13 protein-coding genes are annotated in these 15,896 nt (G+C 42.3%); 6 read left to right on the top strand and 7 right to left on the bottom strand.

Annotation, left to right across the window (positions count from 1 at the left end; translation table 11 throughout):
• Positions 1-37: 37 nt before the first annotated feature.
• The 4 genes from yidC to rpmH are packed head-to-tail and all read right to left on the bottom strand — an operon-like array spanning position 38 to position 2,450.
• Positions 38-1,690 carry a membrane protein insertase YidC gene (yidC, locus tag Q4561_RS06770; protein WP_303458581.1) on the bottom strand — a complete coding sequence of 551 codons (1,653 nt, stop codon included), beginning with the start codon at positions 1,688-1,690 and terminating at the stop codon, positions 38-40.
• Between the two features lie 10 nt (positions 1,691-1,700).
• Positions 1,701-1,970 carry a membrane protein insertion efficiency factor YidD gene (gene yidD, locus Q4561_RS06765; RefSeq protein WP_303458579.1) on the bottom strand — a complete coding sequence of 90 codons (270 nt, stop codon included), beginning with the start codon at positions 1,968-1,970 and terminating at the stop codon, positions 1,701-1,703.
• Positions 1,934-2,293: a ribonuclease P protein component gene (gene rnpA / locus Q4561_RS06760; protein ID WP_303458578.1), complete on the bottom strand. Its 360-nt coding sequence runs from the start codon at positions 2,291-2,293 to the stop codon at positions 1,934-1,936. The genes yidD and rnpA overlap by 37 nt, the downstream gene beginning before the upstream one ends.
• Positions 2,294-2,315: 22 nt before the next feature.
• The gene (gene rpmH / locus Q4561_RS06755) at positions 2,316-2,450 is read right to left on the bottom strand and encodes a 50S ribosomal protein L34 (protein WP_049791785.1); all 135 of its coding nucleotides are present in this window, start codon (positions 2,448-2,450) and stop codon (positions 2,316-2,318) included.
• A gap of 605 nt (positions 2,451-3,055) precedes the next feature.
• Between rpmH and dnaA the strand changes: the two genes are divergently transcribed.
• From dnaA to Q4561_RS06730, 5 genes are all read left to right on the top strand, one after another.
• Positions 3,056-4,747: a chromosomal replication initiator protein DnaA gene (dnaA, locus tag Q4561_RS06750; RefSeq protein ID WP_303458576.1), complete on the top strand. Its 1,692-nt coding sequence runs from the start codon at positions 3,056-3,058 to the stop codon at positions 4,745-4,747.
• A gap of 32 nt (positions 4,748-4,779) precedes the next feature.
• Positions 4,780-5,880: a DNA polymerase III subunit beta gene (dnaN, locus tag Q4561_RS06745; protein WP_303458575.1), complete on the top strand. Its 1,101-nt coding sequence runs from the start codon at positions 4,780-4,782 to the stop codon at positions 5,878-5,880.
• Between the two features lie 115 nt (positions 5,881-5,995).
• Complete coding sequence (gene recF, locus Q4561_RS06740) at positions 5,996-7,084, top strand: DNA replication/repair protein RecF (RefSeq protein WP_303458574.1); 1,089 nt, start codon at positions 5,996-5,998, stop codon at positions 7,082-7,084.
• Between the two features lie 8 nt (positions 7,085-7,092).
• Entirely contained in the window at positions 7,093-9,513 is a 2,421-nt protein-coding gene (gene gyrB / locus Q4561_RS06735) for a DNA topoisomerase (ATP-hydrolyzing) subunit B (protein WP_303458572.1), read from the top strand.
• 268 nt (positions 9,514-9,781) lie between these two features.
• Positions 9,782-11,455, top strand: coding sequence for a metallophosphoesterase family protein (locus Q4561_RS06730; RefSeq protein WP_303458570.1), 1,674 nt, complete (start codon positions 9,782-9,784; stop codon positions 11,453-11,455).
• A gap of 165 nt (positions 11,456-11,620) precedes the next feature.
• Here the strand turns inward: Q4561_RS06730 and Q4561_RS06725 are convergent, their stop codons facing one another.
• From Q4561_RS06725 to glyQ, 3 genes are all read right to left on the bottom strand, one after another.
• On the bottom strand, positions 11,621-12,067 hold the full coding sequence (locus tag Q4561_RS06725) for a hypothetical protein (protein ID WP_303458569.1): 447 nt from the start codon (positions 12,065-12,067) through the stop codon (positions 11,621-11,623).
• 71 nt (positions 12,068-12,138) lie between these two features.
• Positions 12,139-14,217: a glycine--tRNA ligase subunit beta gene (gene glyS / locus Q4561_RS06720; RefSeq protein WP_303458568.1), complete on the bottom strand. Its 2,079-nt coding sequence runs from the start codon at positions 14,215-14,217 to the stop codon at positions 12,139-12,141.
• A gap of 2 nt (positions 14,218-14,219) precedes the next feature.
• Positions 14,220-15,125 (bottom strand): glycine--tRNA ligase subunit alpha, encoded by a 906-nt coding sequence (gene glyQ / locus Q4561_RS06715; protein ID WP_013782512.1) that lies wholly within the window; start codon positions 15,123-15,125, stop codon positions 14,220-14,222.
• A gap of 149 nt (positions 15,126-15,274) precedes the next feature.
• Here glyQ and Q4561_RS06710 point away from each other — a divergent pair, with 149 nt between their 5' ends.
• The gene (locus Q4561_RS06710; protein WP_303458566.1) at positions 15,275-15,862 is read left to right on the top strand and encodes a DNA-3-methyladenine glycosylase I; all 588 of its coding nucleotides are present in this window, start codon (positions 15,275-15,277) and stop codon (positions 15,860-15,862) included.
• Positions 15,863-15,896 lie beyond the last annotated feature (34 nt).

Genomic DNA, 15,896 nt, shown 5'->3' with positions numbered 1-15,896 from the left:
ATTGGCGGGCTGTTTATTATAAAAGAAATAGACGTTGCTATTTAATTCCCCGCTTCTCCATAGAAGCATATATCATTTTGGCTTGTACTAATGTAATGATGTTACTTACTAACCAGTATAATACTAGACCTGCAGGGAACCATAAGAAGAACACACTCATTGCCACAGGCATAAACTGCATTATCTTCTGCTGCATAGGGTCAGTAATCGTTGTAGGTTGTAGTTTCTGCAACAAGTACATACTTGCGCCCGTTAATACAGGCAATACAAAGTACGGGTCTTTCACTGACAAATCAGTGATCCACAATGCAAAATCTGCATGACGTAATTCAACACTTTCCATTAACACCCAATAGAGCGCTAGGAAAATAGGCATTTGAAGTACTAGTGGTAAACAACCACCCATAGGGTTAACTTTTTCTTTCTTATAAAGCTCCATCATCGACTGAGACATTTTCTGTCTGTCATCGCCAAAACGGTCTTTAAGTTGCTGCATTTTAGGCGCTAAGTTACGCATGCGAGCCATAGACTCGTATTGCTTCTTAGTCAGCCAGTACATAGCACCTTTCACAACGATAGTAATCAAGATGATGGCTACACCCCAGTTATTCACTAAGCTGTGCAAGAATGTAAGCAATGAAAACAGTGATTGCGATATCCACCATAGAATGCCGTAATCGACGGTTAGGTCTAATCCGCGAGCAATCTCTTTTAACTTGTCCTGATCTTTTGGACCCATATAAAGGGTGCTAGATAAGGTTTTTGTTTCGCCAGTATTAACCACTGCCGCTGGCATCAATACACCAATAACCGCGTATTGGTTTGAAATATTGCGCGAGTAAATGGTGTTAACTTGATCTTGTGGTGGTACCCAAGCAGAGACAAAGTAATGCTCTAGCATACCAGCCCAACCCGCTTTGGTAGTTTCACGCAATTTGTCATCTGCAATATCGTCAAACGTGTATTTTTGATAACGATCTTCTTCGGTAGAGTATGCTGCGCCGCGATAGGTAGGCATAAACATGTTGCCGTCGTCTTCCGCGTCAATAACTTGTTTCAGTTGAGCATATTGCTGAACATTAGCCGCTGCGCCAGAGTTATTTTCTACAGTATAATTTACCGCAACTTCATAATGGTCTTTTTTGAAGATGAAAGTTTTAGTGACTGTAAGCCCTTGATCGTTTTTCCATACCAAAGGTACTTCTAGGCTATCACCTGTCATCTCATAGAAATTGCTGTCGGTACGATAAACAGGGCGACCGCTGCTGCTAGCATCTGGGCCATTAGCACCAATAAGACCACTTTGCGCTACATACAGCCCATTACCTGAACGTAAAAGACTATAAGGTTCTTCTGAGCCTTGGGTTACTGGAAACTTCAATAAGTCAGCAGTAATAACGTCGCCACCTAATAAATCGATGCGAAGGTCTAACCCATCAGTTTTAACTTCGATAATGCGATTAGCATTTGATGCGCTAGCCATCGGTTTAGCAGCTGGCACGCTATCACCGGTAGGTACATCTTCAGATTGCGCATCATCAAATGATGGCACACCTTGTGATACCTGTTCGGCTTGCTCTGTTTGTACTTGCTGTACAGGTTGAGGGCCGTATTCTTTTTGCCATTGTTGCCAAAGCAAAAAACTGACCAGCGCCAGGCCAATTATCAGAAAACTACGTTGCGATTCCATATAGGTCTCTTTATTTTGAGTGTTTATCTTGTTGTTTTTCCGGTACTGGGTCGTAACCACCGGCATGCAAAGGATGGCATCTTAATATGCGTTTGATTGATAGCCAACTGCCTTTTACCAATCCATGTGTTTTTAGTGCTTCAATAGCATACCAAGAACATGATGGATGAAAACGACAGCGTTGTCCTAAAATAGGAGATATAAACCATTGATACAGTTTTATGAGTACCAGTGGTATCGCGATTAAGACGCGTTGCAACGTTTGGCTAATTTTTTCCATAGCTTATCCATCGTTGCGAAAACCTCTTGGTTGCTAAGTTTATCAGCACCAGATTTACCAATTACGATAATATCCACATTAGGGAGATCATGTTGCCTATGGCGAAAACTTTCACGAATTAAACGTTTTAAACGATTTCGGTCGTGAGCTTTTCGAATGCGCTTTTTGGCAAGTGTAATGCCTAAACGTGGAGAGGGTAGAGAGTTTGTTCTTGCTAGAATGGTAAACGAGGGAGATACAGCTGGTATTGCATTATCAAACACATAGGTAAAGTGGGTGGGAGTTAACAGACGTAACTCCCGTGAAAAATGATTTTCGCCCACTTTAGGTGCTTTCTACTTAAGCTTAAGCAGAAAGACGAGCGCGGCCTTTTGCACGGCGAGCTGCTAGTATTTTACGACCATTTTTAGTCGCCATACGAGCACGAAAACCGTGAGAACGCTTACGCTTCAAATTGCTCGGTTGAAATGTTCTTTTCATGACCAAAGTCTCACTTATATTTAATTAAACATAGGCGTTTTTGGTAAACACTTTATTCTGTTGCCAGAGTAAGTTGTGCTTATCACCAGAAAAGCCCATCGAAAAAGGACGCTGAATTCTAGAGATCTCGGGGGCTGCTGTCAATCAATAATCCACTATTTTGGTAGAAAATGTGAACAAAGTTTGCTGAAAAGGCCTAAAAGCCAATCAGTGCGTTGAAAATTAACTGTGAATAAACTGGTTGTAACTGTCAATTTATCCACAAAAATTGAATGTTCGACCTTAAAAATACGCTATTTAATGCGAGATCTGATTTGTTTTTGCTGGTTTTAATTCTTAATGAAGCTAAATTAAGCACAATTTAGAATAAGAAGTCTTTCTTTTATTATCAGTAAGTTACATTTTTGATCCTGATGATCCGCAAAGATCACCATTTACTTTTTGTTGATAAAGTAAGATAATCCACAGCTATTAAAATGATAAAACAATTTCTCGCTGCTACCCAACAGTATACACCCGCCTGATTATTCTTCTCGGCGCGCATTTCGGTGCCTGTTTCTTTGTATTGGTTGCTATTTGCGAGTTACCGGAGCTAAGTAACTTACATGTCTTTATGGAATCAATGTCTTGAGCGTTTGCGCCAAGAATTACCCACGCAACAATTTAGTATGTGGATCAGACCTTTGGTTCCTCAAGAAGAAGAAGGTGTTGTGGCTCTTTTTGCCCCTAACCGTTTTATTCTTGATTGGGTAAGAGATAAGTATCTCGATAATATTACTGGATTATTACGCGAATTTGCTGGGCAAAATGCGCCACAGTTACGTCTTGATGTAATGAGTAGAGAAAGTTTAAGTCGTAGTAGAGCGGCTGCATCTTCCCCTGCGCAGCAGGTTTCTAGTGACAATCAGAGCTTTAGCGGTAATCAAGGCCACAGCGGAAATCAAAGCCAATCGACATACCAGGCTCCTAGTCAATCGTATAATCAAGATCGCGATCATTTGTCTAATCAATTTTCTGGGCGATCGGCATCAGAAACACCAAGCCAAGCGGGAAGTGTTCAACAGCCTAATAGTCATTCTAATAGTAATAATAATGCGCCATCGCCAGTTCAGGCTAGTGCGCGATCTGCTATGCCGCAAACTGGATATAGCCAGCATACTCACTCTACGTCTAATAACGACAATAGACAGTATGATCAACGAAGCGGTGGATCTAACACAATGCGATCTGCACCACAGCAACCTAAGGTGATCCCTATACCTGAAGCGGCTAAACATAAAAGTAATATCAATCCGACTTATCAGTTTGATAACTTTGTTGAAGGTAAATCTAACCAGTTAGCTCGTGCCGCCGCCACGCAGGTTGCCAATAACCCTGGTAGTTCTTATAACCCATTATTTATTTATGGCGGAACGGGTTTAGGTAAAACTCACTTATTGCATGCTGTGGGTAATGGCATAGTAGCGAATAACGAAAATGCTAGAATTGTATATATGCATTCAGAACGCTTTGTGCAAGATATGGTTAAGGCATTACAAAATAATGCGATAGAAGACTTTAAACGCTTCTACCGTTCTGTTGATGCGCTATTAATTGATGATATTCAATTCTTCGCTAATAAAGAACGCTCTCAAGAAGAGTTCTTTCATACCTTCAATGCGCTACTTGAAGGTAATCAACAAATTATTCTTACCTCTGATAGATATCCAAAGGAAATTGATGGGGTAGAAGATCGCCTTAAATCACGCTTTGGTTGGGGCTTAACGATAGCTATCGAGCCACCTGAATTAGAAACTCGCGTCGCTATTTTAATGCGTAAAGCTGCCGAGAACCGTATTCAGTTACCGAATGAAGTGGCGTTCTTTATTGCCAAACGTTTGCGTTCGAATGTTCGTGAATTAGAAGGGGCATTGAACCGAGTAATTGCTAACGCTAACTTTACTGGCCGACCGATAACCATCGATTTTGTTCGTGAAGCGTTAAGAGATTTACTCGCACTTCAAGAAAAGTTAGTTACTGTTGATAATATTCAGAAAACTGTGGCAGATTATTATAAGATTAAAGTTGCTGACATTTTATCTAAGCGAAGAAGCAGAAGTGTTGCAAGGCCCAGACAAGTGGCGATGGCGTTAGCGAAAGAGCTAACCAATCATAGCTTGCCTGAGTTAGGAAATGCCTTTGGTGGGCGAGACCACACAACGGTACTTCATGCTTGCAGAAAAATAACGCAGCTTAGAGAAGAAAGTCATGATATAAAAGAAGACTATAAGAACCTCATTCGGACTTTGTCTTCCTAAAAAATGACCTTTAGAGGCGAGATAGCACAGCAATGAAATTTAGTATAAGCCGCGAACAATTTTTACAACCCCTTCAGCTGGTATCGGGGGCTGTAGAGCGTAGACACACTTTACCTATCCTTTCCAACGTGCTCATTAAAGTTAGTGAAGACGCACTATGGTTAACAGGTACAGATTTAGAGGTTGAACTCATTTCTAGTGTTAAGCTAGAAGGGGAGTTCACCGAGGGCGAAATAACCGTTCCTGCCAAGAAACTCTTCGATATCATTCGCGGTATTTCTGAAGGCACCGATATTCATTTCTCTATTGATGGTAACAAGGCGCTTATTAAAGCAGGGCGTGGTCGTTACACCCTATCTACGTTATCAGCCAATGATTATCCCAACCTTGAAGATTGGGAAGGCGAAGTAGAGTTTGAAATCACCTGCAGTGATATGAAGTGTTTAATTGATTCAACAAGCTTCTCGATGGCGCAGCAAGATGTACGTTATTATTTGAACGGTATGTCCCTTGAGACGGAAGAAAATATTATTCGTACCGTAGCAACTGATGGCCATCGTTTAGCACTGTGCAGACTAAGCTACGAAACAACTCTACCTGCTCGGCAAGTCATTATTCCTCGTAAGGGTGTGCTTGAGATTTCTCGTTTGATCACGGATGACGATAAATCACTGAAAGTACAAATTGGTGCGAATCACCTGCGTATATTCTCAAATGACTTCATCTTTACCTCTAAATTGGTAGATGGCCGATTCCCTGATTATCGTCGCGTACTTCCACAAGATGGCGATAAAGAAATAGTTGCTAGCAAAGCGGTATTAAAAGATGCGTTTTCTCGTGCCGCTATTTTATCTAACGAAAAATTCCGCGGTGTTCGATTAAATCTTTCTTCTGGTGAATTGAAAATTACAGCAAATAACCCAGAGCAAGAAGAAGCGGAAGAAATTGTAGATGTAAATTATCAAGGTGACGATTTAGAGATTGGCTTCAATGTTGCGTATCTTATCGATGTACTTAATTCATTGGGCTCTGATGATGTGAAAATCAGTCTATCAGATTCTAACGCGAGTGCATTGATTGAAGATGCTGCCGACGATGCTGCACTTTATGTCATTATGCCAATGCGTTTGTAATTATTAATACATTTCATTATTTATCGGCGATGCGTGTGGATCTAAATTCTAGGATTTTTAGATTCATTCCATCGCCGTTTATCTTTTATTACCGTGCGTTTTACCGAGTCTTCTTATGAAACTGGACAAAGTCCAGCTTACGAACTTCCGTAACATTTCTTCTGCAACGTTAACGCCTTCCCCCGCTTTAACGATTATTCGCGGTGTTAACGGTAGTGGTAAATCTTCTTTAGTTGAGTCTATTTTTTATTTAGGTTTTGGAAGATCTTTTCGTACCAGTAAACATAGTTCTGTTATTAAAACAGGGGAAGAAGAGTTCAGTGTATTTGCCAGCTGCCGGAATGAGGATAGCGAGAAACTTAATGTAGGTTTCCAACGTCGTCGAAATGATACGTTTACCTGTAGCATTAACGGTGAGCATTCGAATAAACTTTCTGACTTAGTCAGTTTAGTACCGGTACAATTATTTACCCCCCAAAGTACTGACCTTATTTTAGGGTCACCTTCTGAGCGTAGACGATTTTGTGATTGGGGATTGTTTCACGTGGAACATGATTTTCAAATGCTGTCGGTGCAGTTTTCTAAATTTCTTAAGCACCGTAATGCATTACTGAAACAACAATCAGATTTATCGGCCCCTCAAAATCAATATTGGGAACAGTGTTTTTTAGAACGTGCCGAAGCGCTATCTACTAAACGTGAAGAATATATCTCAAAATTGGCGCCTTTATTTGAAAAATATGCCTCAACTTTTCTAGCTGAGTACGACGTTTCCTTGAATTACTCCAAAGGATGGGAAAAAGATGCATCTTTAGCAGAAAGCTTAGTTAAAAAACGTGAGTATGATGGTAAAATAGGTCATACAACTTCTGGCCCCCACAAGGCTGATATTAAGCTAAAAGTGAATGGGGTTAATGCCCAAGAGTTATTATCTCGAGGGCAGCTTAGAATGGCTGTTGCGGCGCTGCAAATGGCGCAAACGGAACTATTTAATACTTTAACTAGCAGAAAGAGTATCTTCTTGTTAGATGATGTAGGCGCAGAACTTGACGCCGATAAACGTGAGTTATTTATAGACGGGCTGTTGGATATGGATACGCAGGTTTTCGTTACTGCAATTGAATCTTCGCAGCTTGAATTCATACAAAAATATAACGAAAAGAAAATGTTTCACGTGGAACATGGAAGCGTGAAAGAGGAGTAAAACCTAGTATGTCAGAACAGAATAATTACGACTCGTCCAGTATCAAGGTACTTAAAGGATTAGACGCCGTACGAAAGCGTCCTGGTATGTATATCGGTGACACGGACGATGGCACAGGACTTCACCACATGGTTTTCGAGGTTGTTGATAACTCGATAGATGAAGCATTGGCTGGACACTGTTCAGAAATCGTTGTGCAAATACACACAGATGGCTCTGTTTCTGTTTACGATGATGGTCGTGGAATTCCGACAGCAATACATGATGAAGAAGGTATATCCGCAGCAGAAGTTATTATGACGGTCCTGCATGCCGGCGGTAAGTTCGATGATAACTCTTATAAAGTATCAGGCGGACTTCACGGAGTAGGTGTATCAGTAGTAAATGCTTTATCTAGAAAATTAAAGCTGCGTATTCGTCGTGAGGGTAAAACTCACGAACAAGAATATCAACATGGTGTTCCTCAAGCGCCTTTAGCCGTAATTGGCGAAACCGATAAAACAGGTACCAGCGTACGTTTTTGGCCAAGTTCAGATACCTTTACGAATACCTTGTTCCACTATGATATTTTAGCTAAGCGTTTACGAGAGCTATCTTTTCTTAACTCTGGTATTTCCATTCGCCTTAAAGATGAGCGTGACGGAAAAGAAGACCTCTTCATGTATGAAGGTGGTATAAAAGCTTTCGTAGAATATTTGAATGAAAAGAAAACGCCTGTTCATCAGAAGGTTTTTCATTTCACACATGAACAAGAAGACGGTACTTCCGTTGAAGTTGCTATGCAGTGGAACGATGGTTTCCAAGAAAATATTTACTGCTTTACCAACAACATTCCTCAAAGAGACGGTGGTACTCACTTAGCCGGTTTCCGTGGTGCGTTAACGCGAACGCTTAACAACTATATGGAAAAGGAAGGGATGAACAAGAAGGCCAAGACAAACGCCAGTGGCGATGACGCCCGCGAAGGTCTAACGGCAGTTGTATCTGTAAAAGTACCTGATCCTAAATTCTCTTCACAAACTAAAGACAAACTTGTTTCATCAGAAGTGAAATCCGCAGTTGAGTCGGCAATGAATGAGAAGCTTGCAGAGTTCCTACTTGAGAACCCTGCAGAGAGTCGAATTATCGCTGGTAAGATTATCGATGCAGCTCGAGCACGTGAAGCTGCTCGTAAAGCCCGAGAAATGACTCGCCGTAAAGGTGCATTAGACTTAGCTGGTTTGCCAGGTAAACTTGCTGATTGTCAGGAAAAAGATCCTGCACTAAGCGAGCTATATATAGTGGAAGGGGACTCTGCTGGCGGTTCAGCCAAGCAGGGACGAAACCGTAAGAACCAAGCTATTCTTCCGCTCAAAGGTAAAATACTGAACGTTGAGAAAGCACGTTTTGACAAAATGCTTTCTTCACAAGAAGTAGCCACGCTGATCACCGCACTAGGTTGCGGTATTGGACGCGACGAATATAACCCAGAAAAACTACGTTATCACAGCATCATTATCATGACAGATGCTGATGTGGATGGCTCGCACATTCGTACATTGCTACTGACATTTTTCTACCGTCAAATGCCAGAAATCATTGAACGTGGTTATATCTATATCGCACAGCCGCCGCTTTATAAAGTGAAAAAAGGTAAGCAAGAACAGTATCTGAAAGATGATGATGCGTTAACGGCATACCTAACGTCTATCGCTATTGATGGCGCATCTTTGCATACTAGTGATGATGATCCAGGTATCAGCGGTGTCGCGTTAGAGCAATTGGTAACTTTATACCAATCTGCAGAGAAGATGATTACGCGCATGAAGCGTCTAATGCCTTCCTCTATTCTTTATAGAATGATTTATACGCCTACATTGAATCTAGAAGATTTAAAAGACGAAAGCACGCTAGCAAACGTGGCTGAGCACTTTGTAGCACAGCTTACTGAACGTGAAAATGATGGCGCAACATACCGTTATGAAATTCGCAGAGATATCGAACTTAGCGAGTTCTATATCACTATTATCATGCGTATGCATGGTATCGATTACGAATACGTAATTGGTCACGACTTTATTGAGTCTACTGAATATCAGCGTCTTAAAGAGCTTAATTTGGCGATTAACGACATGATGAGCTCTAATGCGTTCATACAACGTGGTGATCGCAAAATGCCTGTAGAGTCATTCAAAGACGCGTTAGATTGGTTAATGAGTGAAGCTAAACGCGGTCAGTACATTCAGCGCTATAAAGGGCTAGGTGAGATGAACCCAAGCCAGCTTTGGGAAACTACCATGGATCCTGAAGGTCGTAGAATGCTTCAAGTGAAGATTGAAGATGCCATAGCGTGTGATCAACTGTTTACTACGTTAATGGGTGACCAAGTAGAGCCAAGACGAAACTTCATTGAAGCTAACGCGTTAAGAGTAGAAAACTTAGACGTGTAAGAGGTCAATGACCCCAAACCTTAGTGTGAAGAGATAAAGAAAAGCCTGGCTTCTTTAACAAAAAGAATCCGGGCTTTTTTATTTTTAAACAACAGGTTGTATCTATTGCAACAAAAGAAGTGAGTAGCAAAACAAACATAAAACGTTCGTGAAAATGTAATTAAACCGCCTTATCGCTTATCTATTATATCCGCACGTTAAATATCACTGAATTCAAACGACTAGAAGAATAGTTTAATTCGAAGATTACACAAAGGATATGAGCTTAATGACCCCCTCAATACGCAACAAACTAATTTCGAGCATACTGCTGGCGGCAGTGATTTCTGGTTGTAACAGCAGCGATAACCCACCTAGCGATGAAGCAATTGCACACAGCTATTCTGTCCTACCTTATGTACAGAACCCAACAGAAAATGAAATCACGGTAACTTGGTTTAGCGAGCTCGATGAACCTGGAACCGTCACCATTGAAGATATAGGCGCATTCATTTCAGAGCCAGTATTAGCCGAGTCACTTAGCTATGGCGATTCAGAAGTTACTTATATTCATAGCGAAGAGAACTATAGTGAAGTGCACAGTGACGCAGTAGAAGGCGAGGCGCCTGCAGTAAGCTATAAACACAGTGTGAGAATATCTGGCCTTAGCCCAAGCACTAACTACGAGTATAAAGTTGAGCAGCAGGGGGTAGAAGACTTCTCATCAACACTAAAATCTGCCCCTACTGTTGGTAGCCGCGAAACAATAAAATTCATTGCTATGTCTGATATGGAGACCGAACCTGAATCAACGGAAAAAACAGTGCGCTGGACAGCAAGTGCGTTGGCCATCGGGGGAGACAAACTAGGTACAGATCCAGACACCTATACGCGTCAATATCCAGTAGATCAAACTATAGGCTTTCATCAAAACCTAATATACGCAGAATCACAAAGCCCTGACTTCTGGGTAATAGCAGGAGATTTAGTTGAGAAAGGTGGGCGACAACTTGACTGGGATGAGTTTTGGCGTCACAGCGCCGGCGAATGGGGAGCGTTGGCAACCTCTACTCCTATCTTTCCGGCCTTAGGAAACCATGAGAACTATTGGCACCCTGATGACACTGGGTATAACACGTTAGCATCAATGCTCTCTTATGATAAGTGGAGTACCTATTGGGATTTACCAACAAACGATGCAACAAATGCGCGCTATGAAAAACGTTACTATCGTGTAGATTACGGGCCTGTCACACTAATAACACTAGATTCGTCTAACGGGAATGATGATGAGCAAAGCGAAGATACTAATCTTTTTATAGATGGTGAAGCGTCTAGTGTTCCAGATTTTAATCCCGGTAGTGAACAATGGGAATGGGCTCAACAAGCGTTAAGCGAAGCTCAATCAATGGGCCAAATAATATTCGTGCAGTTCCATCATAGTGCTTTTGGTACAGGTGTGCATAGCTTACCTTCCGGTGATGCCGGAATAGCTGAAAATGAAGATACGCAATCAGGTATGCCAATGCGAGTCTATCAAAACCTCTTTGAGCAATATGGTGTTACTGCAGTGCTTTCCGGCCATGACGAGCTTTTAGAATATGTGAGCATTAATGGCGTAAGCTATTGGGATGTAGGTTTTGCCGGTGATGGTTTGCGCGGCCCAGGGTATCCGCCTACAACAGATTATGTACCATTTGACTTGCTACCACTTGAAGCGCAAGAAACCCATTGGAGCGCCCATGGAGACGCGCCTGAAGTATGGGAAGGGGCAAAGCTAGTGTCGGGTGGTAAACATTATGGCTTTTTAGAAGTAGAGGTTATTCCATCGGGTACTGATGATTATGAAGTCATAATGACGCCGCGCTATGTCTTTCCATTAACGGATGATACTGGTGTGGCGACAGGTGAATTTGAGCAACGACAATATGACAACGTAGTGACGATTTTAGTCGAGCGTTAATCAGCGATAATTAGGGATAGGAAAGGTAGGAATTAGGTGTAAGTAATTGAGATAACAATACGCTAATACCAAAAACCAGATTAAAAAAGAGTAGGCTTAATGCCTACTCTTATTCTTCATTGTAGCGCGATGAATCAGTGACGTAAGCGGTCAGGAACTAAGGCCCTACGGCATTCTCGTTATCACCAAACTCACTTCATTGTCATCTGCAGGAGCAACCTGAAAGCGATAAATACCCGTATTGGAGGGTGTAAATTGTAGGTTTTCAGAGCCTTGTTTGCAGACTAAAAATATTTTAGTGCTTACCATGACAGGCTGGCCCTTGTAGTTACCTCCACAACTTTGACTCGGCGTCCAAATAGCATCAGACAAACGAAAGTCATAGGGTTGTCCATCAGCAATAAGCTCTACATTGACGTACCAACCCTTACTATCTTTTTTAAATTGATAGGCCGATGTTGCTTCCCACCAATTAAATACGCCTCGAAGGAACAAGTTTTCAAACTGAATTTTTGGTGATGGCTGGGCTACTTCTGGAATAGAAAAACCACTTCTGCTTGAACAAGCAGAAACAAAAAGCGAAAAAATAATGATTAATAGGGTTTTATTCACATTAACTCCAATAAAAAAACGCCCAACAGATGTTGAGCGTTTTTAGTCTATAACTTACTTACCAAACTAACTTAAGACTTCGCTAACAAGGAAACATCTGCGGTAGTTAGGAAAAGTTGCCTTAAAAGCGATAACAACGCAAGTCTGTTTTGTTTAACCGCGTCATCTTCAGCCATTACCATTACGTCATCGAAGAAACTATCAATGGCGCTACGTAGGGTAGCCATAGTCGAAAGTATCTTAGTGTAATCTTGAGTAGCAACAGCTGTGGTTACCACAGTCTCAGCAGAAACTAGCGCGCTATAAAGTGCTTTTTCAGCATCTTCACTTAGCAATGATTCATCTATAGAAGCATTGACGCTACTATCGACACCTTGCTTCGCTAGAATGTTCGCAACACGCTTATTAGCAGCTGCCAATGCTTGGGCTTCTTCAAGTTGTTTAAACTCGGCTACGGCGTTTACACGGGCTACATAATCGCTTGGTTGAGTAGGGCGTCTGGCAGATACCGCTTGAATAACATCAATAGCGATACCCTGGTCTTGCAACACCGCGACAAATCTTGCTAATACAAAGTCGACAACCTGTGCTTGGAAGTCTTGGTTAGAAAGCTTATCTCCGTACACTTCACCGGCTTTAGCAACAAGCGCTTCAAGATCGAGAGGCAGTGAAAGCTCGGTAATAATACGTAGCACACCAATAGCGGCACGGCGTAACGCGAACGGGTCTTTGTCACCTTTCGGTAGTTGACCTATACCAAAAATACCAACCAGCGTATCTAGCTTGTCAGCAAGCGCTACTGCAGCACTAACGCCTTGGGAAGGTAAAGCATCGCCAGCAAACCTAGGCATATACTGTTCGTACAGGGCTTCAGCAACCGCAGCATCTTCACCATCATTTAACGCATAGTATTTCCCCATAACGCCTTGTACGTCTGGGAATTCCATAACCATGTTGGTCATTAAATCAGTTTTAGCAAGTAAACCTGCACGAGCCGCAAGGGCTTCACTCGCGTCGATTTGTGATGCAATAAAACCGGATAACGCAGAAATACGTTCAGATTTTTCTTTAAGTGTTCCTAATTGCTTTTGGAAAAGCACGCTCTCAAGGCTGGCAAGTCTGCTTTCAAGTGATGTCTTTTTATCACTGTTAAAGAAGAACTCAGCATCAGCTAGGCGAGGGCGAATAACTTTTTCATTTCCGCTTATTACCTGAATAGGATCTTGGCTTTCAATATTACTTACAAATAAGAACGTATTAGAAAGCTGACCTTCGTTATCAAGCAATGGGACGTATTTCTGATCGTCTTTCATGGTGTAGATAAGCGCTTCTTTAGGCACCGCTAAGAAGCCTTCTTCAAAACTTGCTTGCATCACTACCGGCCATTCAACCAGTGAGGCAATTTCTTCAAGAAGATCTTCATTAAAATCAGGTGTAAGCGAAAGCGCATCAGCAGCAGTTTGAAGCTGCTGACGTACCTTGTCTTTGCGCGCGGTAAAATCAGCTACCACATAATGGGCTTCCAACGCACTTGCGTAATTATCGGCATGGTCTAGCTCAAAGCGTGCTTCACCATGGAAACGATGCCCTTGAATAGTTCTGCCGCTTGCTAAGCCTAACGCGGTCAAGTTCACTACTTCACTGCCATACAACGCAGTAAGGGTATGAACTGGACGAATAAATTGCGTAGTGTAATTGCCCCAACGCATCGCTTTAGGGATAGGAAGCTTAGCAATAGCCTGGTTAAGTAAAGACTCTAGTAACTCGCCAATCTGTTTGCCTGGCACGTGCGCTTTGTGCAACAGCCATTCACCTTTGTCGGTAACAAGGCGTTCAGCATCTTCTACACTAATACCATTACCACGGGCCCAACCTTGAGCGGCCTTAGTAGGGTTGCCACCTGCATCAAAAGCGGCACTTACAGCAGGGCCGCGTTTTTCTACCGTTTTATCAGCTTGGCTTTCAGCCAACGCAGAGACATAAACCGCTAAGCGACGTGGTGCAGCAAACCAGCTTACGCTGGTAAAACTAAGCTCAGCAGCGCTAAGTGCTGCCTCAAATTGCTGTGCAAAGGCTTCGCCAAGAGACTTAAGCGCTTTAGGTGGAAGCTCTTCTGTTCCAAGCTCTATCAAACAATTCTCTGTTCGCACCCTTAAGACTCCTTATTACAAAGTGGGAAACCAAGCGCTTCACGCTTCTGGAAATAGCTTTCAGCACATGCTTTTGCAAGCGTACGTACACGTAAAATGTAGCGTTGACGCTCTGTCACTGAAATAGCATGGCGAGCATCTAGCATATTAAATGCGTGAGATGCCTTCATTACTTGCTCGTAGGCAGGTAGTGGTAAATTCTTCTCGATAAGTAGTTGGCTAGCTGCTTCGCATTCATCGAATGTACGGAATAGGGCATCGACGTTGGCATATTCAAAGTTATAGGTAGATTGCTCTACTTCATTTTGATGGAATACATCGCCATAGGTGACTTTACCCATAGGGCCATCTGCCCATACTAAGTCGTAAATGCTATCTACGCCTTGTACATACATGGCTAAACGTTCTAGGCCATAAGTAATTTCGCCGGTAACTGGCTTACATTCAATACCGCCAACTTGTTGGAAGTAAGTGAACTGAGTCACTTCCATACCATTAAGCCATACTTCCCAACCAAGGCCCCAGGCGCCAAGGGTAGGTGACTCCCAGTTGTCTTCAACGAAGCGAATGTCATGCACCAGTGGATCGAAACCTAATTCTTTCAAGGAACCCAAATACAATTCCTGAATATTGTCAGGAGAAGGCTTCAACATGACTTGGAACTGGTAATAATGTTGTAAGCGATTTGGGTTTTCACCGTAACGTCCATCAGTAGGGCGACGGCAAGTTTGAACATAGGCACTGCTCATAGGCTCTGGGCCTAGTGAGCGAAGAAATGTCATTGGGTGAAAGGTACCCGCACCTACTTCCATATCAAGGGGCTGAATGATTACGCACCCCTGACGCGCCCAATAATCTTGAAGCGCAAGGATCAAACCTTGAAAGGTATTAATATCGTATTTCTGCATACATCCGCTGCTTATTGGTTATCTGTATCTTCAAAGGTGGGATAGTATACAATTTGTAACGCATAGTATGTAGGTGTAAAGCGTTAAAAAGCGCCATGAAACCCGCTAAAAGATGACTAAAAGGTCGATTGAAGAGGCGATTTAAGATTATGACATCAACTGGATTGAATCGTTGTGGATGGGTAAGTGATGACCCTCTATATCAAAAATACCACGATGAGCAGTGGGGGCGACCCGTTTTAGACAGCAAAGAGTTGTTCGCGAAACTGTGTTTAGATGGTCAACAAGCCGGATTGTCGTGGATAACCATCTTAAAAAAACAAGCAAATTATGAAGCCGCTTTTCACGACTTTGAACCTACAAAGATAATTCAAATGGATGAGCAAGAAATAGTGGCATGCCTGCAGAACCCTGGTATTGTGCGCAACAAGCTGAAAGTGGCGTCAATTATTAAAAATGCTCATGGCTATTTAAATATCGAAAAGCGCCAGGGTTTTTCTGACTTTATTTGGCAGTTTACCGACGGTAAAACCATCATCAATGAATGGAAAGACTTTAAAGAGGCGCCTACTTTTACCGCTGAATCCAAAGCTATGTCGAAGGCGCTGAAAAAAGAGGGCTTCTCATTTGTGGGTGAAACGATTTGTTATGCATTCATGCAAGCGGTAGGCATAGTGAACGACCATGTTATAGGCTGCCACTGCTACGAGGAAACCCGTCGTTTAGCGAGGCGCTAATCTACAATAAAATCCCAACAAAACCCCAATAAAA

The sequence above is a fragment of the Alteromonas sp. 1_MG-2023 genome (assembly GCF_030547075.1).
Lineage (GTDB): Bacteria > Pseudomonadota > Gammaproteobacteria > Enterobacterales > Alteromonadaceae > Alteromonas.
Note: the sequence above shows the minus strand (reverse complement) of the source record. Positions and strands in the feature narration are given on the sequence as shown.

Excerpts from the sequence above, each read along its gene's own strand:
- yidC (WP_303458581.1), bottom strand. The coding sequence starts at position 1,690 with ATGGAATCGCAACGTAGTTTTCTGATAATTGGCCTGGCGCTGGTCAGT.
- yidD (WP_303458579.1), bottom strand. The coding sequence starts at position 1,970 with ATGGAAAAAATTAGCCAAACGTTGCAACGCGTCTTAATCGCGATACCA.
- rpmH (WP_049791785.1), bottom strand. The coding sequence starts at position 2,450 with ATGAAAAGAACATTTCAACCGAGCAATTTGAAGCGTAAGCGTTCTCAC.
- dnaA (WP_303458576.1), top strand. The coding sequence starts at position 3,056 with ATGTCTTTATGGAATCAATGTCTTGAGCGTTTGCGCCAAGAATTACCC.
- dnaN (WP_303458575.1), top strand. The coding sequence starts at position 4,780 with ATGAAATTTAGTATAAGCCGCGAACAATTTTTACAACCCCTTCAGCTG.
- recF (WP_303458574.1), top strand. The coding sequence starts at position 5,996 with ATGAAACTGGACAAAGTCCAGCTTACGAACTTCCGTAACATTTCTTCT.
- gyrB (WP_303458572.1), top strand. The coding sequence starts at position 7,093 with ATGTCAGAACAGAATAATTACGACTCGTCCAGTATCAAGGTACTTAAA.
- Q4561_RS06730 (WP_303458570.1), top strand. The coding sequence starts at position 9,782 with ATGACCCCCTCAATACGCAACAAACTAATTTCGAGCATACTGCTGGCG.
- glyQ (WP_013782512.1), bottom strand. The coding sequence starts at position 15,125 with ATGCAGAAATACGATATTAATACCTTTCAAGGTTTGATCCTTGCGCTT.
- Q4561_RS06710 (WP_303458566.1), top strand. The coding sequence starts at position 15,275 with ATGACATCAACTGGATTGAATCGTTGTGGATGGGTAAGTGATGACCCT.